The 21,754-nt window shown below is 72.7% G+C and carries 23 protein-coding genes and 2 pseudogenes; 13 read left to right on the top strand and 12 right to left on the bottom strand.

Annotated features, from left to right (window positions below; translation table 11 throughout):
• Positions 1–101 precede the first annotated feature (101 nt).
• Positions 102–1,544, bottom strand: coding sequence for an MFS transporter (locus ACEXOX_RS08345; RefSeq protein WP_406526267.1), 1,443 nt, complete (start codon positions 1,542–1,544; stop codon positions 102–104).
• 130 nt (positions 1,545–1,674) lie between these two features.
• On the opposite strand from ACEXOX_RS08345, the gene ACEXOX_RS08340 reads away from it, so the two are divergent.
• Positions 1,675–2,139, top strand: a complete 465-nt coding sequence (locus ACEXOX_RS08340; RefSeq protein WP_406519773.1) for a DUF4442 domain-containing protein — start codon at positions 1,675–1,677, stop codon at positions 2,137–2,139.
• Positions 2,140–2,519: 380 nt separating this feature from the next.
• Complete coding sequence (locus ACEXOX_RS08335) at positions 2,520–3,164, top strand: DedA family protein (RefSeq protein ID WP_406526266.1); 645 nt, start codon at positions 2,520–2,522, stop codon at positions 3,162–3,164.
• Between the two features lie 15 nt (positions 3,165–3,179).
• Here the strand turns inward: ACEXOX_RS08335 and ACEXOX_RS08330 are convergent, their stop codons facing one another.
• Complete coding sequence (locus ACEXOX_RS08330) at positions 3,180–4,910, bottom strand: LuxR family transcriptional regulator (protein WP_406519772.1); 1,731 nt, start codon at positions 4,908–4,910, stop codon at positions 3,180–3,182.
• A 328-nt stretch (positions 4,911–5,238) separates the two neighbouring features.
• On the opposite strand from ACEXOX_RS08330, the gene ACEXOX_RS08325 reads away from it, so the two are divergent.
• Positions 5,239–6,264: an alpha/beta hydrolase gene (locus ACEXOX_RS08325; protein WP_406519771.1), complete on the top strand. Its 1,026-nt coding sequence runs from the start codon at positions 5,239–5,241 to the stop codon at positions 6,262–6,264.
• A 155-nt stretch (positions 6,265–6,419) separates the two neighbouring features.
• On the opposite strand, the gene ACEXOX_RS08320 is transcribed toward ACEXOX_RS08325, so the two are convergent.
• Positions 6,420–6,578: a hypothetical protein gene (locus ACEXOX_RS08320; RefSeq protein ID WP_406519770.1), complete on the bottom strand. Its 159-nt coding sequence runs from the start codon at positions 6,576–6,578 to the stop codon at positions 6,420–6,422.
• Positions 6,579–6,587: 9 nt separating this feature from the next.
• Here ACEXOX_RS08320 and ACEXOX_RS08315 point away from each other — a divergent pair, with 9 nt between their 5' ends.
• The 3 genes from ACEXOX_RS08315 (at position 6,588) to ACEXOX_RS08305 (ending at position 8,362) form a co-directional block, all read left to right on the top strand.
• Complete coding sequence (locus ACEXOX_RS08315; protein WP_406519769.1) at positions 6,588–6,740, top strand: hypothetical protein; 153 nt, start codon at positions 6,588–6,590, stop codon at positions 6,738–6,740.
• A gap of 63 nt (positions 6,741–6,803) precedes the next feature.
• The gene (gene ligD / locus ACEXOX_RS08310) at positions 6,804–7,766 is read left to right on the top strand and encodes a non-homologous end-joining DNA ligase (protein ID WP_406519768.1); all 963 of its coding nucleotides are present in this window, start codon (positions 6,804–6,806) and stop codon (positions 7,764–7,766) included.
• Positions 7,767–8,062: 296 nt separating this feature from the next.
• Positions 8,063–8,362 carry a hypothetical protein gene (locus tag ACEXOX_RS08305; RefSeq protein ID WP_406519767.1) on the top strand — a complete coding sequence of 100 codons (300 nt, stop codon included), beginning with the start codon at positions 8,063–8,065 and terminating at the stop codon, positions 8,360–8,362.
• 319 nt (positions 8,363–8,681) lie between these two features.
• Here the strand turns inward: ACEXOX_RS08305 and ACEXOX_RS08300 are convergent, their stop codons facing one another.
• Positions 8,682–9,014, bottom strand: coding sequence for an STAS domain-containing protein (locus tag ACEXOX_RS08300; RefSeq protein WP_406519766.1), 333 nt, complete (start codon positions 9,012–9,014; stop codon positions 8,682–8,684).
• A 66-nt stretch (positions 9,015–9,080) separates the two neighbouring features.
• Entirely contained in the window at positions 9,081–10,124 is a 1,044-nt protein-coding gene (locus tag ACEXOX_RS08295; RefSeq protein WP_406519765.1) for a Ppx/GppA family phosphatase, read from the bottom strand.
• Positions 10,125–10,273: 149 nt separating this feature from the next.
• On the opposite strand from ACEXOX_RS08295, the gene ACEXOX_RS08290 reads away from it, so the two are divergent.
• The 3 genes and pseudogenes from ACEXOX_RS08290 (at position 10,274) to ACEXOX_RS08280 (ending at position 12,263) form a co-directional block, all read left to right on the top strand.
• On the top strand, positions 10,274–11,080 hold the full coding sequence (locus tag ACEXOX_RS08290) for an ANTAR domain-containing protein (protein WP_406519764.1): 807 nt from the start codon (positions 10,274–10,276) through the stop codon (positions 11,078–11,080).
• 176 nt (positions 11,081–11,256) lie between these two features.
• Complete coding sequence (locus ACEXOX_RS08285) at positions 11,257–11,652, top strand: DUF2795 domain-containing protein (RefSeq protein WP_030020099.1); 396 nt, start codon at positions 11,257–11,259, stop codon at positions 11,650–11,652.
• A 141-nt stretch (positions 11,653–11,793) separates the two neighbouring features.
• Positions 11,794–12,263: pseudogene (locus ACEXOX_RS08280) on the top strand (DUF5709 domain-containing protein).
• A 94-nt stretch (positions 12,264–12,357) separates the two neighbouring features.
• Here ACEXOX_RS08280 and ACEXOX_RS08275 read toward each other — a convergent pair.
• Positions 12,358–13,410, bottom strand: coding sequence for a Ku protein (locus ACEXOX_RS08275; protein WP_406519763.1), 1,053 nt, complete (start codon positions 13,408–13,410; stop codon positions 12,358–12,360).
• A gap of 154 nt (positions 13,411–13,564) precedes the next feature.
• Between ACEXOX_RS08275 and ACEXOX_RS08270 the strand changes: the two genes are divergently transcribed.
• Together ACEXOX_RS08270 and ACEXOX_RS08265 are read left to right on the top strand one after the other, a co-directional pair.
• Positions 13,565–14,449, top strand: a complete 885-nt coding sequence (locus ACEXOX_RS08270) for an SDR family oxidoreductase (protein ID WP_406519762.1) — start codon at positions 13,565–13,567, stop codon at positions 14,447–14,449.
• A gap of 33 nt (positions 14,450–14,482) precedes the next feature.
• Positions 14,483–15,523 carry an SDR family oxidoreductase gene (locus ACEXOX_RS08265; protein WP_406519761.1) on the top strand — a complete coding sequence of 347 codons (1,041 nt, stop codon included), beginning with the start codon at positions 14,483–14,485 and terminating at the stop codon, positions 15,521–15,523.
• 24 nt (positions 15,524–15,547) lie between these two features.
• On the opposite strand, the gene ACEXOX_RS08260 is transcribed toward ACEXOX_RS08265, so the two are convergent.
• Complete coding sequence (locus ACEXOX_RS08260; RefSeq protein WP_033037713.1) at positions 15,548–16,159, bottom strand: NAD(P)H-dependent oxidoreductase; 612 nt, start codon at positions 16,157–16,159, stop codon at positions 15,548–15,550.
• A gap of 145 nt (positions 16,160–16,304) precedes the next feature.
• Positions 16,305–16,795, bottom strand: a pseudogene (locus ACEXOX_RS08255) (DUF6328 family protein).
• A gap of 140 nt (positions 16,796–16,935) precedes the next feature.
• Between ACEXOX_RS08255 and ACEXOX_RS08250 the strand changes: the two are divergent.
• Entirely contained in the window at positions 16,936–17,760 is an 825-nt protein-coding gene (locus ACEXOX_RS08250; RefSeq protein WP_406519760.1) for an acyltransferase, read from the top strand.
• Positions 17,761–17,791: 31 nt separating this feature from the next.
• Here the strand turns inward: ACEXOX_RS08250 and ACEXOX_RS08245 are convergent, their stop codons facing one another.
• Entirely contained in the window at positions 17,792–18,571 is a 780-nt protein-coding gene (locus tag ACEXOX_RS08245; RefSeq protein WP_406519759.1) for a Mut7-C RNAse domain-containing protein, read from the bottom strand.
• A 230-nt stretch (positions 18,572–18,801) separates the two neighbouring features.
• Here ACEXOX_RS08245 and ACEXOX_RS08240 point away from each other — a divergent pair, with 230 nt between their 5' ends.
• On the top strand, positions 18,802–19,767 hold the full coding sequence (locus tag ACEXOX_RS08240; RefSeq protein ID WP_406519758.1) for a DUF3048 domain-containing protein: 966 nt from the start codon (positions 18,802–18,804) through the stop codon (positions 19,765–19,767).
• Positions 19,768–19,812: 45 nt separating this feature from the next.
• Here the strand turns inward: ACEXOX_RS08240 and ACEXOX_RS08235 are convergent, their stop codons facing one another.
• The 3 genes from ACEXOX_RS08235 to ACEXOX_RS08225 all read right to left on the bottom strand — a co-directional run bounded on the left by ACEXOX_RS08235 (position 19,813) and on the right by ACEXOX_RS08225 (position 21,706).
• Positions 19,813–19,974 carry a hypothetical protein gene (locus ACEXOX_RS08235; protein WP_406526265.1) on the bottom strand — a complete coding sequence of 54 codons (162 nt, stop codon included), beginning with the start codon at positions 19,972–19,974 and terminating at the stop codon, positions 19,813–19,815.
• 134 nt (positions 19,975–20,108) lie between these two features.
• Positions 20,109–21,326 carry a cytochrome P450 gene (locus ACEXOX_RS08230; RefSeq protein WP_406519757.1) on the bottom strand — a complete coding sequence of 406 codons (1,218 nt, stop codon included), beginning with the start codon at positions 21,324–21,326 and terminating at the stop codon, positions 20,109–20,111.
• Between the two features lie 53 nt (positions 21,327–21,379).
• Positions 21,380–21,706, bottom strand: coding sequence for an STAS domain-containing protein (locus ACEXOX_RS08225; protein WP_406519756.1), 327 nt, complete (start codon positions 21,704–21,706; stop codon positions 21,380–21,382).
• Positions 21,707–21,754: the final 48 nt, after the last annotated feature.

Here is a 21,754-nt window from a genome sequence, read left to right as displayed (position 1 = left end):
TATCGGCTGAGTCGGCACCGGCCGAGTCGGTGACAACTGATCCGACATCGGCTGATCCGGCACTGACCGACCAGCCGAAGCCGGATCAGCGCACGGCGCCCCTACCGAGCAGACGTGCCCGCCCCGCCCCCGCCGGCCGGCGCGACCGTATCGCCGACCGGGGCCGCCGTATCGCCGACCGGGGCCGCCGGCCCGTCCCCCTCCGTCTCCGTCTCCGCGCCCGCGGAACCGGAGAGTCCGGAAGAAGCGGCGGGGTGGCGGCGCGTCAGCCGCCGGACGTCCGGTACGCACAGCACGGCCGCCGTCAGCAGCGCGATCAGCGCGGAGCAGCCCCACAGTGCGGCGGTCCGCCCGATGAGGTCCTGTACGGGCCCGGCCAGCGCGGTGGCCACCGGAGTGATCGCCAGTGAGCCGAACCAGTCGTACGAAGAGACCCGGGAGAACTTCTCCTCCGGTATCTCCTGGTGCAGCGCCACCATCCACATCACGCCGAACACTTCGAGCGCGATACCGGTGCCGAACATCACCAGGAGGAGGACGGTCACCGGCACCGGCACGGCGAGCGCGGCCGAGGGGAGGGCGAGCGGGAAGACGCACAGGATGCCGGTGAGCAGGATGCGGCGCGGCTTGAGCCGCATCATGAGCAGCGCGCCGCCGACCGTGCCCGCACCGAAGGCGGCCAGGGCCAGCCCCCACGGGCGGGGGCCACCCAGGTGTTCCTCGGCGACCATCGGTCCGTACACCGCCTCGGCCGCCACGACGACGGCGTTGACGACGGCGAACTGTCCGACGACGGCCCACAGCCAGGGCCGGGAGACCACCTCGCGCCAGCCGTCGCGGAGGTCCTTGAGGAGCCCGGCGGTGGGGGCGCGCCCAGGGACGTGGTGGACGTCGAGGAAGGCGCGCAGTGCGCCCGCGACGGCGAAGGCGGCGGCGTCGACGGCCAGCACCCAGCCGGGCCCGACGGCGGCGACCAGGGCTCCGCCGAGCGCGGCGCCGCCGATGTTCGCGCCGTTCATGCTCATACGGAAGAAGGCGAAGGCCCGGCTCGCGTGCTCGCCGGAGACGGTGGAGAGGACCATCCCCTCGGAGGCCGGCGCGAAGAACGCCTGACCGGTTCCGCCGAGGGCGGCCAGCACCGCCATCTGCCACAGCCGCGCCTCGCCGGTCAGGACCAGGACGGCGAAGAGGCCCTGCGAGACGCAGTTGAGCGCGTTCGCGGCGACCATGACGCGGTGGCGCGGCAGCCGGTCGGCGACCGCGCCGCCGATCAGCAGGAAGACGACGAGCGGGATCGTACGGGCGGTGGCCACCAGGCCGACGTCGGTGGCCGAACCGCCCGTACTGAGCACCGCGAACGCCGCCGCGATCAGCGAACCGGCGCTGCCGAGGTTGGCGACCACGGCGGCGCTGGTCAGCAGGGTGTAGTTGCGTCCGGCCCAGGCGGGGCGGCGGAAGCGGCGGCGGGCGCCGTCGCGGTCGTCCGCGGGGGAGTCAGCACGGCCGCTCCCGGGTCCGCCACGGGACCGCGTGCCGCGCGGGATTCGGGTTCTGCTCGCCTCCGGGCGGCTGCTGACCTGGCCACATGAGCCACCACGATAAGCGCCCGGGGCTGTGGGACGGAACGCCGGGCAGGGCTTCCCCCAGCAAGCTACTCGTAGGTAACATGCTGCCATGTCCTCCGAGACCACGCCGTCGATCGGCGAAATGATGGCGGCCACCGTGCCGATGGCCCGTACGCTCCACCTGGAGTTCGGCGAGACCAGCCCCGAGCGGGCCGTGGTCCGGCTGCCCGACCAGGCGGATTACCACAACCACGTCGGCGGCCCGCACGCCGGCGCGATGTTCACGCTCGCCGAGTCGGCCAGCGGCGCGATCGTGCTCGCGGCCTTCGGCGACCAGCTCTCCCGCGCCGTGCCGCTCGCCGTACGGGCCGAGATCGGCTACAAGAAGCTCGCCATGGGCCCGGTCACCGCCACCGCCGAGCTCGGCCGGCCGATCGCCGAGATCGTCGCCCAGCTGGACGCGGGGGAGCGGCCGGAGTTCCCGGTGAACGTCGCCATCACCAGGGAGGACGGCGCGGTCACCGGTGAGATGACCATCGTGTGGACGCTGCGTCCGAACGCTCCCGCCGCGTAGGACCGCCGCGCCTTCCGGCCGTGTAGGGGGTCGGAACGCTTCCGCCGCGTGAGGATCGGACCGTTTCCGGCTTCCCGCGGCGGGGCCCGCGCAATTTCCTCCGGGCCCGAGGCAACTCCATGCCTCGGAGGCGCGTCTCGTACGGAGACAAGGCCCGGTCAGCGTTCCGCCGGCCGAAGCGTCACCCCGGCCCGTCGCGCACGCCGCGGCGGGCCGGGGCCGTGACGCCGGTCAGCGGGGCGGCCCGAAGGGATCGAGTAGGCTTCCCGGGCGCGCCACGGCGCGCGGACACGGGGGAATCACGATCATCGACGGCGTCGTCGGACGCCGGGCGGCGGCCCACGGGGGCCCTACACCTAGTGGAGGATGCGGCGTTGCAGATGGAGTGGCTGGAGACGGTACCGGCCGTGAGCGTGTACCTCCTGGTGGGGTTGGTCATCGGCCTGGAGAGCCTCGGCATTCCGCTGCCCGGTGAGATCGTCCTGGTGAGCTCGGCGCTCCTGGCCGCGACGACGGACCACATCAATCCGCTGGTGCTGGGCGCCTGTGCGTCCGCCGGCGCGATCATCGGGGATTCCATCGGCTATCTGATCGGCCGCAAGGGCGGACAGCCGCTGGTCAACTGGGCCGGACGGAAGTTCCCGAAGCACTTCGGGCCCGACCAGGTGGCGATGGCCGAGGAGAAGTTCGACAAGTGGGGCATGTGGGCGGTCTTCTTCGGCCGCTTCATCGCCCTGCTGCGGATCTTCGCCGGCCCGCTCTCGGGTGTGCTGAAGATGCCGTACTGGAAGTTCCTCATCGCCAACGTGCTCGGCGGCATCGTCTGGGCCGGTGGCACCACCGCGCTGATCTACTACGTCGGTGTCGTCGCCGAGTCCTGGCTCAAGCGGTTCTCCTGGGTGGGCCTGGTGGCCGCGGTGCTGTTCGGCATCGGTTCGTTCGTCGTGATGAAGCGGCGCGCGGCGAAGGCGGCGGCCCGGCGCGAGGCGGCCGCGGCCCAGCCGTCCGAAGCGATGGCGGAGTGACGGGCGGACGTTCCGTCAGGTGAGGTGGAGCCCGCGGCGGGCCCCTGGACAGGGGCTGCTGCGGGCTCTGTCGTGTGCGGCAGGCGGCGTGACGGTGCCGCGGCCCGTGGTGGTGGCGCCCGTCGCGGCAACGGGCGCCAAGGCGGGAAGGGGGAGGGGATCGGGAAGGGGAGCGGGGGCGGAGACGGGAAGAGGGACGGGAGCGGGGAAGGCCGTCGGGTCGGGCGCGGCCAGTGTGATGGCGAGCAGGACCTGGCTGTGGGCCGGCCCGGGCCCGTACCAGGCGTCCTGATACGTGTGCTCGGCCGCCCGGCGCAGGCAGGCGGCGGCGGTACGGGTGTCGGAGCGGCGGAGCGCGAGGATGCCACGGGCGTGCGCGACGCGGGCCAGCGTGTCCGGGTCGGCGTGCCGGGCGGCCGCCCGGCCGGCCCGGTCCAGCAGCGACTCGGCGGTGCGGTGCGCGTGGTCCTGCGCGGCGAGCCAGCCCGCCAGCCACAGGGCCCGGGCCCGTACGGCGGTGTCGTCCCGGGACTGCCGCAGCAGCCGGGCCAAGTGGGCGCGCCCCTCGCCCCGGCCGCCGCAGACGGCCCACCGGAACCACAGGGAGACGGCGATGTCCAGCGCGGTGAGGGCGTCCTCCGCGTCCTGCGGGGGCAGGGTCAGCGCCGCGCGCAGATGGTGCCGCTCGGCCTCGGCCAGGTGGACGGCCACCCGGCGGTCGGAACCCTGCCAGGCGATCTGCGCCTCGGCGGCGAGCGCCGCGCACGCCGTCCGGAAGGCGCGCAGCGTCGCGGCCTCCTCACCGGCCGCCCGGAGGTGCGCGCGGCCCATGGCGCGGGCGGCGGCGGGCAGGCGGTAGCGGGGCGGGTGCGGTGGCCGGGCCGGGGGTGGCGGCTGGGGCGGATGCGGCGGCCGGGGCGGGGTGGTGTCCGGTGCCTGCCGTACCAGGGCGAGTACGGAAGCCCTGAGCAGGCGGCCGAGCGCGGCCTCGACCTCGTACGCAGAAACGTCACTGCGACCGGCTACGCACCCCGCCAGCCAACCGTCGAAGTCCCCGGGGAGGACGGACAGCCGCGCCCACACCAGACGGTCCGCGGGGGAGCAGGAACCGAGTGCGGCGGCCGGGGCACGGACCGCCATGTCGTACGGCGCGGTCGGCGGACCGTCGGCGGGGGCACGGACGGCCGTGCCGTACGGTGCGGATGGCGCGGCCAAGGGCCCGCCACCACCCCGCGCCACGGGAAGCGGCCGCACAGCGAGGACACGCTCCGCACCGAGCCCTAACGGCTGCCGCGCCGTGGCCAGGATCCGCAGCCCGGCCGATGCGACCGCCCCACCGCCGGCCCCCGCCCCAGCGCGCAGCAACTGCCGCACCAGCCACGCACACGCGCCGGCCAGCGGATCGCAGTCGTCCAGCAGGACGGTCAGGCCCCGCCGGGCGCAGTGGGCGGCCAGGGTCTGCGGTGGTGCGTCGTACGGCAGGCCCGCCGCCCGGTTGAGGGCGGCGGCGATATCCGAAGCGTCCACGCCCTCCCGGCACCCGACCCGGACGAAGCCGCCACCGGGACGGCCGTCACCCCACGTGTCCTCTCCCAGAACGGCACGGGCGAGTGTGCTCTTGCCCACGTTCGCGGGGCCGGTCACGGTCACCAGCGGCGTACGGGCGAGCAGGCCGCGTAGTGCCCTGCGCTCCGCCGTGCGTCCCGAGCCCCCGGGCGGCGGCGGATTTCCGGCTCCCGCGCTCATCGATCACCCCGTCCGTGGCACCGCCTCGTGCCGCACCGTCGCCCGTCGACAGTCGGAAAAACACGATGCCCAGAGCCGGTGCGCGAATCAACCACAACCCGGCATACCGATCGAGGGAACCTGAACCCGCCTGTTCGACATCCATACCCCTGGAGACGCACGACGGTGTGCGCGCCCTGCCGCCGTGCCACGGGGGCGGCCGGACCGGTCTCCCTGGGGAGCCGCGATACGGCCGGCCGGCGGATCTTATTCTGGTGTCTTTCGCCTGAAGCGGCGGAGGCGGAACCGCTGCCCCCGCCGGACACGAGTCTGCGAGGAGTTCGTCCCGATGAAGCGCCTGCGTACCAGTACCGCGGCCGTCGCCGCGGTGAGCCTGATGGCGATGGGGCTCGCGGCCGGCTGCGGCAGCAAGGACCGGGACGAGGTCGACGCCTCCCATGTGCCGCAGCTGCGGCAGCAGGCGCGCGAGGCGAGCAACGGGACCGCCAAGGTCCTCCGGCCCACGGGGCCGCGATCGCACTTCGTGACGCAGCGCACCACGGGCGACGACGGGACGAAGATAGTCAAGACCCGGTGGCACGGCGCGAAATCCGGGTTCAGCGGCGACATATGGTCCTGGGTGCCACCGCAGTACAACCAGCCCCAGTACGCCAAGAGCGCCTTCCCGGTCCTGATAGCCCTGCCCGGCTCGTACGGCTATCCGGACAACTACTGGATCGGCGGTGACTTCAAGCTGGAGGAGAAGATCGCCGAATGGTCGCAGTCGGGCAAGACGCTGCCGTTCATCCTGGTGATGCCGGTCCTGAACCCGAAGAAGAAGTACCACGACGGCAGTGACATACCCGGGCAGCCGAAGATGGGCACCTGGCTGACCGAGGACGTCCCGGCCTTCGCCCGCGCCAATTACCGCACGTACGACAGCCGCGACGGATGGGCGTTCATGGGCTCCTCCTCGGGCGGCTTCGCGGGGCTGAAGGCCGTGCTGAAGCATCCGGCGAAGTTCAAGGCGGCCATCGCGAACGGCCCGGACACGGTGCCGGACTCGCCGATGTGGAACGGGCACCCCGCCGAGAAGCGTGCCAACGACCCGCGCCGGCTGGCCGAGCAGCTCAAGACCCGCGGCGGCCCGGACGTCTACCTCGCCTTCGAGCTGGGCTCGAAGGAGGAGGCGGTGCCGTACGTGAAGAAGTTCATCCGGGAGCACACCGGCGGCCCGATCCACCACACGCTGTTCGAGATCCCCGACGGCAAGCACAGCGGCCACACGTACATCCAGCGGATGCCGGAGTCGCTCCACTGGATCAGTGAGCAGATGCTCGGCCCCGTGCCGATGGAGACCCGGCCGAAGTCCTGAACCGGGCCGGCCCCGTCCGACGACGGCTTGGCGTACACCCCTCGCTTTCCCTCCCTTCTGTACCGGGTTGATCCGGGGATTCCGGGCGCCGTGTCCAGCGGACGCCCGGTTCCGTCGCCGTATTTGTACGGAGGGAATTCGGGGCGGCGTGACGGTCAGTCGGACACGGCGACGACCGTGATGATGAAGGCCAAGGCGAGCAGCGGAATTCCGCCCACGACGGCGGCCATGAGGAGCACGCCCTTCATCGCCTTCTCCGTCGCTTTCCGGTGAGGAGGGGCGGGGGCCGGGGAAAACTCTTTGTCGAGGGTCACGAATTCATCGTGTCGGTCACGGGGGCGCCAGGCCATCCGTATGCGTACTCATGTGGGAACACGGTCTTCCTGAGCGAGGAGGAGCGGGACGGCATCCGGCTCAACGCCACGATGTACGTCGAACCGGCGAAGAGCCACCGTGCGGCGGCCGAGGACCGGTAGCGGCCCTCGGGAGGCCTCCGCGTCCGGTGGCCGGGTGCGGAGGTGCCGCCGATCATCGGGGGCATGGCTCCGTCCTCCGCGCTGTCCGTTCTGCGGCCCATGCTGGCCACCCCCGGGCCGCTGCCCGCTCCCGGGGAGGAGCGGGAGTGGGCGTTCGAGGCGAAGTGGGACGGGGCGCGGTGCCTGGCCGACGCGCCGGGCGACGGGACGTTGCGGCTGATCACCCGGGCGGGCAACGACGCGACCGCGACCTATCCCGAGCTGGCGCCGCTCGGCGAACGGCTGCGGGACCGGCCGGCGGTCCTCGACGGCGAGGTGGTGGTCCTGGACGCCGGTGGGCGGCCGGACTTCGGGCTGCTCCAGCGCCGGATGGGCGTCACGAGCCGGCGCCGCGCGGCCGCGCTGGCCGGGGACCATCCGGTCCACCTCGTCCTGTTCGACGTGCTGCGTCTCGACGGGCGGCCGTTGCTGGGACTCCCGTACGTGGACCGCCGCGACGTCCTGACCGGGCTCGGGCTCGGCGACGGGCCGCACTGGTCGGTCCCCTCGTACGTGACGGGCCACGCGCGGGCGACCTGGGAGGCGACCCTGGACGCCGGCTTCGAGGGGGTCGTCGCCAAACGGCTGACGTCCCGCTACGCCCCCGGTGTCCGCTCGTCCGAGTGGCGCAAGACGAAACACCTGGTCACCCTTGACGTGGTCATCGGCGGCTGGACGGAGGGGCGCGGCGGCCTCGCCGGGCTGCCCGGCGCCGTACTGGCGGGGGTGGACGAGCCCGGCGGGCTGCGGTACGTCGGCTCCGTGGGGTCGGGGCTCTCCGGCCGTGAGCGACGGGAACTCGCCGGATACCTGGATGTCGTACGGCGGGACACCTCACCCTTCGAGAACGCGGTCGACGTGCCGGGCGCCCACTGGGCGGAACCGCGGCTCGTCGCCGAGGTCACCTTCTCCGGCTGGACCTCGGCCGACCGCCTCCGGCAGCCGACCTGGCACCGGCTGCGTCCGGATCTCACCCGGCTGGACTGACGAGGGCCGGCTGCCCGCGTACCGGGGAAGTCAGCACGGCACGGGGAGCGCGTCCGCGCAAGTTTTCGCAAGGGTTTTCGGGTTGGGGCGGAAGCGGGTCGGCGATCGGGGCACCGCGCTGGCCTGGCGTTTTTCCGTCCGGCGGGCGCCGGGGACGGCGGACGCGAAAGTTGCCGCGCGGGGGACCGGTGGAGTGGTCACCCTTGGCCGGTGGTTTGCCGTGTCGCCGTGGGGTGACCCGACAGACGACGTGAAGCTCCAGCCAGCGTGTACGACCGGCAAGGAAGGGAGCGGCCATGCCCTTGCTCGCCGCCCTCTGGCCTCTGGCGATGCTCGGACTCGTGATCGCCCTGGGCCGGTACGAAGACGCCCTGCTCCGACCCCGTAGGCCGCACCGGCCGCCCCCGGCCGAGTCGCCGGACGCGGCCACCCGCGGTCGGCAGCACCGCAGGCCGGGCCCGTACGGCCGGGCCGCCTCCATCGACCGTTACCGGCACTCCTCACCCCTGAACAGGCTGCCCGCCCATCCGCTGGTCCTCCGGACCGGCGCGCCCCATCGGCTTCCTCGGCGCCACGGGCACGGGCCGTCCTCCTGACCTCCCCTGACCGGGGAGCCGGTGGGCGGGGTCAGGGGGACGGGGGAGTCCCGGCGGGTGGCCGGGAGCGGGGAGCGGCGCCGGCGGCTGTGGTCTCAACCGGTCCGGCGCCTGCCTTCCGGCGGCCGCTTGCGGAAGGCTGGGGGACGGGTAACTCACCGCACCAGTCGGTAAACACCCCTTTTGTGTGACGGCCGGGACGAGGGGGTCGTACCGTCACACGACGGAGGCAGAGGACGCACCGCGGTAGAGGGCACACCGCGGTAGGGCCAGGGCGGGCGCGCCGCGAAAGGGCGAGGGCGGGCGTACCGCGAAAGGGCTACGCCGCGGCGAGCGCGTCCGCCAGCGAGCTGTGCAGCGGGATGGTGCGGTGCACCCCGGTGAGCCGGAACGCTTTGTGGACCATGGGGCGGTCCGCGGCCACGCTCAGCGTCACGCCGCGCTCCCGCGCGGTCCGCTGGCAGCGCAGCAGGGTCTGCAGTCCGGCCACGGTGATGATGGGCGCGCGCAGGTCGATGACGACCCCGGTGGCCTCGGGTTCGCGCAGCAGACCCTGGAGGCCGGCGGCGACCTGGCCGGTGTTGGCGATGTCGATGATCTCGGGGACCTCGATCACGAGGCGGTCGGCGATGCGGTAGTTCGACAAATACATGATGACTCCGGCACGGGGCGCGGACGCCCGGTGGGGTTCGAGAACGGATGGTACGGACGTCTGCGGTCAGCCTCCCGACGCCCGGCCGAGCGGCAGCCGGCGCGGCACGTGCGGCGAGGTCGCGCTCCCGGGCAGCGGGCCGGACCCGGTGCCCTCGCGCCGTGGCACGGGGTCCGGCCACCAGTCCTGACCGCCCTGTTCCAGATGGCGCAGCAGTACGCCTTCGCGCAGCGCCCACGGGCAGACGGTGACCTGGTCGATCCCCATGCTCTTCATCGCCTGGTACGCGACGACGGCGCCGGCCGGTGCCTGGCGGCAGCGGGCGGCCGAGATGCCCGGCAGCTCCGCCCGCTCGGCGGCGGTCAGCCGGGACAGCTGCCGCACCGCTTCCCTCAGGTCCGTACGGGACAGCGTGCGCGTGACGAACGGGCCGTCGCGGCCGGGCGCGGCCCCGCACAGGCGGGCCAGCTGCTGGAACATCCGGGACGTGGCCACCACGGTGTGGGGCTCCTCCCAGCGGACCCGGGCCGCCACGTCCTTGAGCGAGGCGCGCACGTAGCGGCGCAGCTCGCGCAGCGCCTCGCGGCCGGGTCTGCCTCTGCCGGGCAGGAATTCGCGGGTCAGCCGTCCGGCCCCCAGCGGCAGGGAGAAGGCGAAGTCCGGCAGGGCGCCGCGGCCGGAAGCGACCTCCAGCGAACCCCCGCCGATGTCCAACAACGCCATCGGACCGGCCTGTAACCCGACCCAGCGCCGCGCCGCCCGGAACGTCAGCTCCGCCTCCACCTCGCCGGGAAGCACGGCCAGCCGCATCCCGCTCCCGGCACGCACCGTCTCCAGCACCTCGTCGCGGTTGGCGGCGTCCCGTACCACCGCCGTGGCGTACGCGAACAGCCGGTCGCAGCGCCACCGGCCCGCCTGCTCCCGGGCCTGCGCCACCGCCTCCGCCAGCCGCCGTGCCGCCTTCGGGGGCACCGTTCCGTCCACGGCCACCTGCTCGGCCAGGTGGACCGGGCCCTTGAGGGAGTGCGCGGGCAACGGCACGCCGCCGACGACTTCGCTGATGAGCAGATGTACGGAGTTCGACCCGGCGTCGAGGACGGCTAAGCGCATGTCGGTGCGGGTACCCCTCTCGGCCTGTTTCAGCGCCCTGGTCCCAGCCAGATGACGGCGCCCCGGCGCGGGGCACGGATCCCGCGCCTCGGTGCACGCCCGCGCTCCTGCCGGGAGCTTGTACGGCCGGTTCCGGGATACCCGGGGGCATGTCCGGGGTGGCCCATTCGCCCCATGAGCGACGGCCGCCTGAGTGGCCTGTCGAAGGGAGCGTCCGCCATGTCAGCGTCCGACCGGGAAGAAGCGCTGCTCGCCGCCTTGCTCGAACTGGCCGACCCGGCCGCGGGCCAGGACACGACCGGGCCCGTGGAACGGCTCGCCGAGTTCTGCGTAGGGCTCCCGGGAGTGCAGGCGGGCGGTGTACTGATGGCGCGCGACCGGCAGCCCGCGCTGACGGTGGGCTTCGGAGCCGGGGCCGCACGGCTGGAGCGCGTCGAGGTCGCGCTCGACGAGGGCCCTGCCGGGACGCCTGGCGTACGGGACGGAGGCTCACCGACGTACCGCTGGGCCACCCGGACTACCGGGCCCGCTGGCCGCGCTTCACCACGCAGGCGCTGGACGAGGGCTTCAGCGCGGCCACCGCCCTGCCGGTGCGCTACCGGAGCCGGCGGCTGGGTTCGCTCAACTTCTTCCACGAGCACCGGGCGCTGTCGCGCCGGGAGGTCATGACGGGGCAGGCGCTGGCCGACGCGGTGGCCATCGGGCTGGCGTACCGCAAGGACGTGCGCGAGCTCAAGGCCTTGGCCGGGCAGCTCCAGACCGCCCTGGACAGCAGGGTGCTCATCGAACAGGCCAAGGGCGCGCTGGCCGAGCGCCAGGGCCGTACCCTCGACGACGCGTTCCGGGTGATGCGCAGCTACGCCCGCTCGCACCAGCGCAAGCTGACCGAGGTCGCCCGGCAGGTCATCGGCGGGCCGGCCGAATCCGGCCCGTTCGCCCGGACCGCACCCCGCTGACCGGCACCTTCGTACTCGGGCCGGCCTCCCGGGTACCGGCCCGCCCCCGTTCGCTCTTGGCTTCGGGCTGTTTCGCGAAAGGGCCAACGGGCACTCCGTACCGCATGGCACGGACGGGGTGGGACGTGCGGGGCGGGAACGGAAAGAAATCGGTGAGTCCTGGAGGCAGAAAAGCAATGGATCACGGTACGAACAAGGCCGGCCCGGCCCGGGACGACATGATGAAGAAAGAACTCCAGGGTGAATTGAAGGCCGACCGCGCGCTGCGCGCCGAAGAGGACCACGAACTGGAGCCTTCGGGAGAGGACCAGCCCGAGGTGAGCCGGACCGCCGGCGGCCCCGCGCCGGGCAGCGTCCCGGACGGAATGACGCCGGAGGCCGTGGAAATCCGTACCGAAATGGCCCAGCACCTGCGCCGGAGTCTGTATCCGGCCGACCGCGACACCATCGTCAGCACGCTACGGGAGAACAACGCCCCGGACCGTCTGGTCGCACTGGCCCAGCGCCTTCCGGAGAACGAGCGGTACGAGAACGCACAGCGCATCGTGGAATCACTGGGGCTCGGCAGGTAACGGGACACCGCGACCACGAGAGAACCCGAACAGCCGTCACCGACGGTTACCGACGTCGCCGGAGAACGCCCGGCGCGGCGGGCCGTGACGAGAGGCCCGCCGCGGGCGAGAAACCGGCACTGCGCTGGAAAGAGAGCTGACATGTCCGATGAAGCGATGATGGGCGACGAGGTGTATCAGCCGTCCGCGTCCGACAACCAGGGAACGTCCGACGAACTCGACATGGAAGACGCTCTCGACGAGCCGGACTACGACGACATGCTGGACCAGGGCTACTCGCCCCCGAAAAGCCGCTGGCGGTGAATCACAAAGGCACCACTGCCAACGAGCAGCGCGAGGGCGAGAGCCTCGACGAACGGCTCGCCGAGGAGGTGCCGGACGTCGAACCGCCGGCCGGCGACGGCATCGGCGACCAGCAGGACGCCGAGGGCGAACCGATGGACGGCCAGGTGGGTGACGAGCGCGCCGGCCGGATGACCGGCACCGACGAGGGCGACGCGCTGCGGCTGCGCAACGACGAGATCGGCCGTGACGTGGGGATCGACGGCGGGGCGGCGTCGGCGGAGGAGGCCGCGGTGCACATCGTCGACGATCCCGACCTTTCGCGCTGACGGTCCCGGCCGCTCGTGCCGAAGGACTGCGGACGGCCCACGGCGGGAGCGGCCGCGTTCGGCCCGCCGCCGGGCACCAAGCCGCCGCCGCGGGTCACGACGCCTTTGCGTGACTTCGGCCGCCGCCGTTGCCGGAGAGCGCTTCGACGAGATCGGCACGCGTCATCGAGGACCGGCCCTGAATGCCGGCCTCGGTGGCGCGTTCGTACAGTTCGGCCTTGCTGAGCTGTGACAGCTCGGCGGTGGGTTTCCGGCCGCCGTTTCCTCCCCGGGAACGGCGTTCGCCGGTACGGCCCTTCGCCGCCACCGCCTTCTTCGCCCCGGCCTGCTGTCCCTTTCCCTTTCCCTTCCCCTTCTGCCGTCGCGCCGAGCCCTTGGCCGAGTCCACGCTGGCCTGCAAAGCGCTCATCAGATCCACGACATTGGTGGATTCGGGCGCTTCCTGGGCCTTCTCCACCGTTTCGCCCTTGCGCTTGGCCTCGATGAGCCGGCGCACCTGTTCCTGGTACGTGTCGTGGTATTCCTCGGGACGCCATGCCGTGCTCAGGGCCTCGACGAGCTGCACCGCGGTCTTCAGTTCCCGGTCCGGGATCTTCGTGCGGCCGGGCAGGTCACCGATCTCGTCGCGCGGATCCCGGATCTCGTCCGCCCAGTGCAGGGTCTGCAGCACGAGAATGTCGCCCTCCGCCCGCACCGCGACCAGATAGGCGCGGTTGCGCATGACGAAGGTCGCGACACCGGCCTTGTTGGACTCCTTCAGTGCCTTGTGCAGCAAGGCATAGACCTTGCCGTGGTCCTTGCCGCGCGGACCGAGGTAGTAGGTGGTGTCGAAATACACCGGATCCACCTCGTCGAGGTCGACGAATCCGCTGATCTCGACCGCTCTGGACCGGCCGGGCGCGATGTCGTCCAGTTCCTCGGGCTCGACCAGGACGTACGCGTCGCCCGCGTCGAGCCCTTTGACGATGTCCTCGGCTGGCACCTCTTCGCCGGTGCGTTCATTGACCCGCTTGTTGCGGATCCGATCGGACGTACCGCGCTGGATCTGGTGGAAATGCACAGTGTGGCTCTCCGTCGCCGCGTACATCCGCACCGGCAGATTGACCAGCCCGAAGGACAGGGACCCGCTCCAAATGGCTCGCGCCATGGCCTGCACCACCTCCGAAACCATCGCACGCCGGATACCGGACCGCCGCATCCCGGCGGCGGCACACGGGCCGGAAAAGGGCGAAAGGCGGCACGTGTTCGCGGCGGCAGGACGGGTACCGGCGTAGACACATCAGCACGTGGAGGTATCGACAATGACCGGGAACGACCAGCGCAATCCCGTGGACGAGCACCCGAAGCCGGAATTCCCCCAGCAGAACCAGCCGCATCCCGGCGCGACGGACGACATGACGCCGCGGCCCGACCACGGCGAGACGTCGTACGAGGGCTCCGGGCGGCTGCGGGACCGCCGTACGCTGATCACCGGCGGTGACTCGGGCATCGGACGTGCGGTCGCGCTCGCCTTCGCCCGTGAAGGGGCGGACGTCGCCTTCACCTACCTGGAGGAAGAGGAGAAGGACGCGAAGGAAACCGTCCGGCTGGTCGAAGAAGCGGGACAGCGGGCGCTCGCGGTCTCGTGCGACATCCGCGCGGAGGAGCAGTGCCGCGCTCTGGTGGACCGGGTGGTGAAGGAATTCGGCCGTATCGACGTCCTGGTCAACAACGCGGCTTACCAGATGGCGCAGTCCGAGGGAATCGAGGGCATTTCCACGGAGCAGTTCGACCGGGTGCTGCGCACCAATGTCTACGGCATGTTCTGGCTCTCCAAGATGTCGCTGCCGCACATTCCCGAGGGCGGCAGCATCATCAACACGACGTCCGTGCAGGCGTACCAGCCGAGCCCGCAACTGCTCGACTACGCGACCACCAAGGGCGCCATCGTCACCTTCACCCACGCGCTGGCCGGCGACCTCGCCCAGCGCGGCATCCGCGTCAACGCGGTGGCCCCGGGGCCGGTGTGGACCCCACTGATCCCCTCGACGCTGCCGGACACCACCGAGTTCGGCAAGCAGAGCCCGCTGGGGCGGGCGGCTCAGCCCGTGGAGATGGCGCCCGCGTACGTCTTCCTCGCGTCCCAGCAGGCCAGTTACATCACTTCGGAGATCGTCAACGCGACCGGCGGCACGCCGCTGCCGTAGCCGTGTCCGGCTCGCATCCCCAAGGAGGTTCCCATGTCCGGCGCCGTCGGACCGCAGACCGTCGTCATCACCGGCGCCAGCGCGGGGATCGGCCGCGCCACCGCCCGGCTCTTCGCCGCGCAGGGCGCGAACGTCGCCCTGGTCGCCCGCGGCCGTACCGGACTCGACGCCGCGGCGGCCGAGGTCGAGGAGCGGGGCGGCCGGGCGCTGGTGCTGCCCACCGACGTGGCCGACGCGGACCAGGTCGAAGCGGCGGCCCAGGCCGCGGAGGACGCGTTCGGGCCGATCGACGTATGGGTCAACGACGCCTTCAGTACGGTGTTCGCGCCGTTCGCCGAGGTCGACGCGGAGGAGTACCGGCGCGCCACCGAGGTGACGTACCTCGGATTCGTCAACGGCACCCGGGCCGCGCTGCGGCGGATGCTGCCGCGGGACGCGGGCGCGATCGTGCAGGTCGGCTCCGCCCTCGGCTTCCGCTCCGTACCGCTCCAGTCGGTGTACTGCGGCGCCAAGCACGCCATCAACGGCTTCACGTCCAGCGTCCGCACCGAACTGCTGCACCAGGGCAGCCGGGTCGCGGTCACCGTCGTCCAGATGCCGGCCGTCAACACGCCGCAGTTCGACTGGGTGCTGTCCCGGCTGCCGAAGACTCCCCGGCCGGTCGCTCCGGTCTACCAGCCGGAGGTCGCCGCCCGGGCCGTGCTGCACGCGGCGGCCCACCCGCGGCGCAAGCAGTACTACGTCGGTCTTTCCACGGTGGCGACCATCCTGGGCAACCGGATCGCGCCCGCCCTCCTGGACCGCTATCTCGCCCGTACGGGGTACGCCTCGCAGCAGACGGACCAGCGGGCGCCGGCGCACCGGCCGGCGAACCTGTGGCAGCCGGCCGACGGCCCCGACGGCGTCGATCACGGTGCGCACGGTGTCTTCGACGACAGCTCCCATCCGCACTCGCCCCAGGCGGCCCTCGCGCGGCATCCTGTACTCGTGGCGGCCGCCTCGGCCGCGGCGGGAGTGGCGGTGGGCGCGGTACTGGGGCCCGTACGACGAGGCACGCGGGGCAGGCAGGGGTAGAAATGGCGGGGCGGCCACCGGTCCTCAGGAGGACGAGGACGGCGGGTAGGAGTACTGGCGCAGCAGGCGCACCAGGTGTACGGCGTTCACGGCGAGCGTGCGCGTCGTGGCGGCCACGTTCTCGGGCCGCTCGTCCAGGTCCTGGTAGTCCGTGCCGTGCTGCGCCTCGCCCACCCAGTACGTGACCGCGTTGGGCGCCAGGGAGACGCCGAGGTCGTTGAGGCCCTGGAAGAGGTCGGCGCTGACCTTGTGCGCGCCGTCCTCGTTGCCGACGACGGCCACGGCGCCGACCTTGCCGTACATCAGCTGCCGCCCCTGCTCGTCCGTCTCGGCGATGTCGGCGTTCATCCGCTCCAGCACCCGCTGGCACAGGCTGGACGGGTGACCGAGCCAGATCGGGGTGGCCAGCAGCACGATGTCGGCCGCCAGCAGCTTCTCGCGCAAGCCCGGCCAGGCGTCACCGTCGCCCATGTCGGTGGCGACGCCGGGACGGATGTCGTGGTCGGCGACGCGTACCGACTCGCACTGCACCCCGAGGCCGCCCAGTTCGGCCAGCACCTGGTCCGCCAGCAGCTGGCTGCTGGAGTCGGTGGGGGACGGGTTCAGGGTGCAGACGAACGCCAGGGCGCGGATCATGGCAGCTCCTCGGGGATCGGCAGGGTGCGAGCACACCGTGATGCTCCTGTCACCTGTGGTGTGGACCGTACCCCGGGTGCCCGTGCCCCGCCGTTCGACACGGAGCGGACATCCGGCGCGGAGCGGACGTACGGCGCGGCCGCGTTCACCTGTCGCTCGCGTACCGGCGCCGTGCCCAGGCGGGCAGCGCGAACCAGCACAGCAGGAACCACGCGACCAGGCCCGAGACGATCCACGGTACGGCGCTGTCGTGCAGCGCGATGCGCAGGATGAGGAGGAACGCCGAGATGACCGTGGCGAGCAGCAGCACGATGCCGATGATGGTCAGCCGCGACGCCCAGACGACCGTCTGCGCCTTCAGGTGCAGCCCGGTGACGAGCCGGTGGAAGGCGACCGGTCCGATGAGGGCGCCGTTGGCGGCCGCGCCCAGGCAGAGCGTCACCACGTAGATCGCCCTGTCCACCGGTTCGAGGGAGGCGAAGCGGGGGTGAAGACGACGGTGAGCAGGAAGCCGAAGAGGATCTGCACGCCGGTCTGGGCCACCCGGACCTCTTGCAGCAGCTCGCTCCACCGTCGGTCGGCCCGTTCCTCGGCGGACTCGCGACGGCCGTCGACAGCCTGCGCGGCGGGTTCCATGTCCCAACGATAGGCGGGCCGCCGGGCGCTGTCCCGCCGGCGCCCGGGCGACGGCGGGCCGAGGCACCGCCCCGCCGGTGGGGTGAAGATCACAGGGCGTGGCAGGGCGGCCGGCGCACCGGCCTGAGTACGGTGAGCGGGTGCCGAAGAAGAACGTGTTCTCATCCGTGGCGGCGTGGCGCCGCCGGACGGTGTCCCGCGCGGTGCACCGCGGGGCGCGCTGGGTACGGGAGGCGGGCGCCGTCACCGCCGAGCGCCCGGGGCCGTACCGTTTCCGCAGCCTGGGCGCGGGGGCCCGGCTGGCCTTCCCGCAGGGCACCGTCTTCGGCGACCCGTGGATCGAGATCGGCGCGTACTGCATCATCGCCCAGGACGTGACGCTGACCGCAGGGATGATGCCCGACCTCGACCTAGGCGCCGACCCGATCCTCACCCTCGGCAACGGCGTGGTCCTGGGCCGCGGCAGCCATGTGATCGCCGACGTCCGGCTGACCATCGGCGACGACTGCTTCTTCGGGCCCGGCGTGTACGTCACGACCACCAACCACAGCTACGACGACCCCGAACTGCCGGTCGGCAAGCAGTGGCCGCGCAGCGAACCCGTCTCGATCGGCCCGGGCAGCTGGGTGGGGACCGGGGCGGTGATACTGCCGGGCGCCCGGCTGGGCCGCAACGTGGTGGTCGCGGCCGGAGCGGTCGTACGGGGCGAGGTGCCCGACCACGCGGTGGTGGCCGGGGCGCCCGCCAAGGTGGTCCGCTCCTGGGACCCGGAGGCGGGGTGGCAGCCGCCGCTGCGCACCCCGGCGCCGGTACCGGTGCCGGAGGGGGTGACCTCCAGGGAACTGATGGCCCTGGCCGCGCTGGAGGCCGGGGCGGACGGCGTGCTGCCGGAGGAGCCGGGGCACGGCGCGGCGGTGACCCGGCACGGCGCGTCGGTGCCGGGGGCGGCCGCCGACGCTTCTTGAGGGGCGTGGGGGCGGCTCGCGTCGCCCCGTTTCACCCCTTGGCGGCAGAACCGTCCCGGGGCACGGCGGTGCCGCGAGCGGCCGCCGCGCCGCCGAACTCACGCACCGCCGCGTCGACCACGGCCTCCAGGCGCGCGTGGTGCGCGCCGTGCCAGTACACGCGGTCGCAGACGGTGCACTGGGCGAACACGTCGTACGTACGCCGCGTACCGCCCTCCAGGCGCTCCTCGACGGTGCCCTTCTCGGCCTCCTTCAGCAGGCCGTTGCAGGCGGTGCACCGGGTCCACGGCGCGAGCTCCGGCGCGAACCGGCCCAGCACGTCGCGCAGTTGTTCGTCGGGGCGGTCGCTGTAGACGTACGCCCCCGCCCAGTTCTCGCGCCGCCGCAGCAGACCGCGGTCCCGGGACAGCAGCACCCGCCGCTCGGCGGCCGACCGCGCGGCCAGGGCCGGGTCGCCGATGTCCTCGCTCTCGTACGCCGCGTCCACACCCAGCAGCCGCAGCCGCCGCGCGAGGGTTCCCAGGTGCACGTCGAGCAGGAACCGCAGCGGGGCGCCCGGCACTTCCTGCGGCCGTCCGACCGCGCACACCTCGACCGACTCACCGTCCCGCGGGACGTGCGACACCGGCACCTCCTGCCCGTCCACGAGCAGGCGGCCCACCTCGGTGAGCGGGACACCGAGCGATTCCACGACGTGTCCGAGGGTGGAGGTCCCGTCGGTGCGCAGGGCGGCAGGGCCCCGGCGCCGGTCGGCGGGGACGAAGAGCCGCAGCTCGGGAGCGACGGTGCAGTGGATCTCGGGTCGGTTCACGCCGCCAGGATGCCATCGCGTGGCCGCGGGGTGCGTACCGGGCTGCCCGGGGCGTCCGGGGCCGCACCGGGCCCCAGCCATCCGGTGCCGCGCCGGGCCCCCGGGGCGCCTGCGCCCTCTCGCCACGCGGCCGTTCCTGTGGTGTCCTCGACGGGCGGGGTGGCACTGACGGGAGGACGGCGGTGCGAGCGAGGAAGCGTGTGGTGCCTGCGGGGAGACGTACGGTGCCCGTGGGGAAGCGTGCGGTGCCTGCGGGAGCGGCGTTGGTCTGCCTCCTGCTGGCGGGCGTGTCGAGCGGCTGTCAGCAGAGCTCAACGCCCGACGGGCGCTCGCCGTTCACGGGAAAGGCGGCACGGGCCGCCCCGGTGATCGCCGTGAAGATCGACAACGTACGTGCCGCGCGCCCCCAGACGGGCCTCGACGCCGCCGACATCGTCTACGTGGAACGGGTCGAGTCGGGACTGTCGCGGCTGCTGGCCGTCTACTCCTCCCGGCTGCCGCAGGCCGTCGGCCCCGTACGCAGCGCCCGCGAGTCGGACCTGGAACTGCTGCGCCAGTTCGGCAGCCCCGCCTTCGCCTACTCCGGCACGCAGGCGAAACTGGAGCCCGTCGTCGAGGCGGCCCCGCTGTACCCGCGGCCTCCGAGGAAGACCTCCGAAGCGTATTTCCGGGGCCGCGACCGCGCGGCGCCGCACAATCTCTACCTGCGCCCCGAACGCGCCCTCAAGGCGGCTTCCGGCGCCAGCACCGCGCACGACATCGGCTTCCGCTTCGGCGCCGCGCCCTCAGGTGGGCGCGACACGCCCTCGTACACGGCCCGTTACCCGGCCGCCCGCTTCTCCTTCGACTGGTCGGCGCAGCGGCGGAGCTGGCTGGTGTCCATGGACGGCACACCGGCCGAGACCGCCTCCGGGCAGCGGCTCGCGGCGCCCACCGTCGTCGTCCAGGGCGTACGGATCCGTCCCTCGCGCTACCACGACCGCTGGGGCGCCTACTCCCCGTACACCGAGACCACCGGTTCCGGGCCCGCGCGGGTGCTGCGGGACGGCAAGGCGTACGAGGCCCACTGGTCGCGGCCGTCCCCCGACAGCGGCACGGACTTCACCACGGCGTCCGGCACACCGCTCAACTTCGCGGCGGGCCAGGTGTGGGTGGTGTACGTACCGGAGGAGGCGGTGAGCGGCGGAGCCGGGTAGGGCGGCAGGCCAGGTACGGACGCCGGTTCCGGTACAGCCCTCCGGTCACCGCGGCCGGTCGCCCGGAGCCCGCGGCGGCCATGGCCCGTCGGGCTCTTCGGCGAAGGCGGGGGCGAGGTCGGGCACGGGGGAGCGGTGCAGCGGGGCCTGGGCGGTCAGCACCTGGAAGGCGGCGTCCGGGAACAGGCCGAGGCGCTGGGCGAGGATGCCCTTGGCCCGCTCGGTGACGACACGGGCGGTGAGGTTCCGTCGCAGGCGCTCGGCCCGTAGCCGCCGGGCCCAGAACAGCAGCAGACCGATGGTGGCCGCGTGGGCCAGTTTCCGGGCACGTTCCCGTTCCGTCAGACCTCGACCTGTAAGCCGCGCAACCCCCTGATCACGAAGTTCGGCTTGCGTTCCGGTACGGCGGCCAGCCGTAGCGACGGCGCCCTGCGCAGCAACGCCGCGAGCGAGGCGGCCAGTTCGAGACGGGCCAGGGGAGCACCGATGCAGTAGTGGACACCGGCGCTGAAGGAGATGTGCGGGTTGTCCTTGCGGGCGAGGTCCAGTTCGTCCGGCCGGGCGAAGACCGCCGGATCGCGGTTGGCCGACCCGAAGAGCAGCGCCACCTCGCTGCCACGCGGGACGACCGTGCCGTCGATCTCGATGTCGTCCAGCACCCAGCGCTCGAAGAGCTGAAGCGGTGTGTCGTAGCGCAGCAGCTCCTCCACAGCCGTGGGCAGCAGCCCGCCCGGGTCCGCGCGCAGGGCCGCCAGCTGCGCCGGGTGGCGGAACAGCGCGTACCAGCCGTTGACCGTGGCGTTGACGCTCGCCTCGTGACCGGCGTTCAGCAACAGGGCACAGGTGGAGACCATCTCCTGCTCGCTCAGCGAGTCGCCCTCGTCATACGCGGCGATCAGCCCGGAGACCAGGTCGTCCCCCGGCACCGCCCGCCGGGCGGCGATCAACTTGCGCAGGTAGCCGGAGAACTCACGGGAAGCGGCGACCGCCCGCCGTGCCGTACCGGCGGACGGGTTCAGCTCGTACATGCCGCAGATCGCGGCCGACCACGGCCGCAGCAGATGCCGGTCCGCTTCGGGCACCCCCAGCATCTCGGCGATCACCGCGACCGGCAGCGGCTCGGCGACCCGCGCCGCGAGGTCCCCGCCGCCGTCCGCGACCAGGCCCCGGACCAGCCGGTCCGCCAGGTCCTCGACGTACGGCCGCAGCCGCTCGACCGTACGGGGCGTGAACGCCTTCGCGACCAGGCGGCGGACACGGGTGTGGGCGGGCGCCTCCAGGTCGAGCATCCCGTGGTCGTTGAGGACGTGGAACGGCTCGTGTTCCGGCGGCGGCGCGGTGCGCCCGAACTCCTCGTGGGTGAAGCGGTGCCGGTAGGTGCGGCCCAGACGGCGGTCGCGGAGCAGGGCCGAGACGTCCGTGTGGTGCGGGACGAGCCACTGGTCGGAGGGTGCGAAGTGCCGCACCCGGCCACGGGCCCGCAGTTCGGCGTAGGCGGGGTACGGGTCGGCGACGAAATCCGGCGACCAGGGATCGAAGACTGCCTGGGCTCCTGCCATGCGCGGACGCTAGCCGCCGGCGACGGCCGTGGCCACCCCTGCCGTACGGTGTGTCAGGAGCGGCGGGCGGCCTCACGCAGCCGGGTCGGCTGGCTGCCCCAGTTGCGGGTGTGGGCCAGGATGCGGCGCCGGTGGCCGAAGGCGTGCAGGCGCTCCACGAAGTGCAGACCCGCGGAGTCCATGAAGGTGACCTCCGCGATGTTCAGGGTGACACTGCTGGTCATCGGCGGCAGACCGGCCAGGGCCTGGTCGAGCAGGCGTACCGAAACGCAGTCGATCTCTCCTCTCGGGCTGAGCACGGCCCGGTCACCGTGCAGACGGGCGCGGACCGTCAAGATGTTCAGGAAGTCCGGGCCAGACAGATCTGTCTCAGGGGCCATGCCCTTACCGTGTCAGGGTCGGACGAGCCTGTCCACAATCATCAGTAC

It is taken from the genome of Streptomyces sp. Ac-502 (assembly GCF_045222935.1).
Lineage (GTDB): Bacteria > Actinomycetota > Actinomycetes > Streptomycetales > Streptomycetaceae > Streptomyces > Streptomyces monomycini.
The sequence above is the reverse complement of the archived record's forward strand: the minus strand, read 5'-3'. Positions and strand labels throughout refer to the sequence as shown.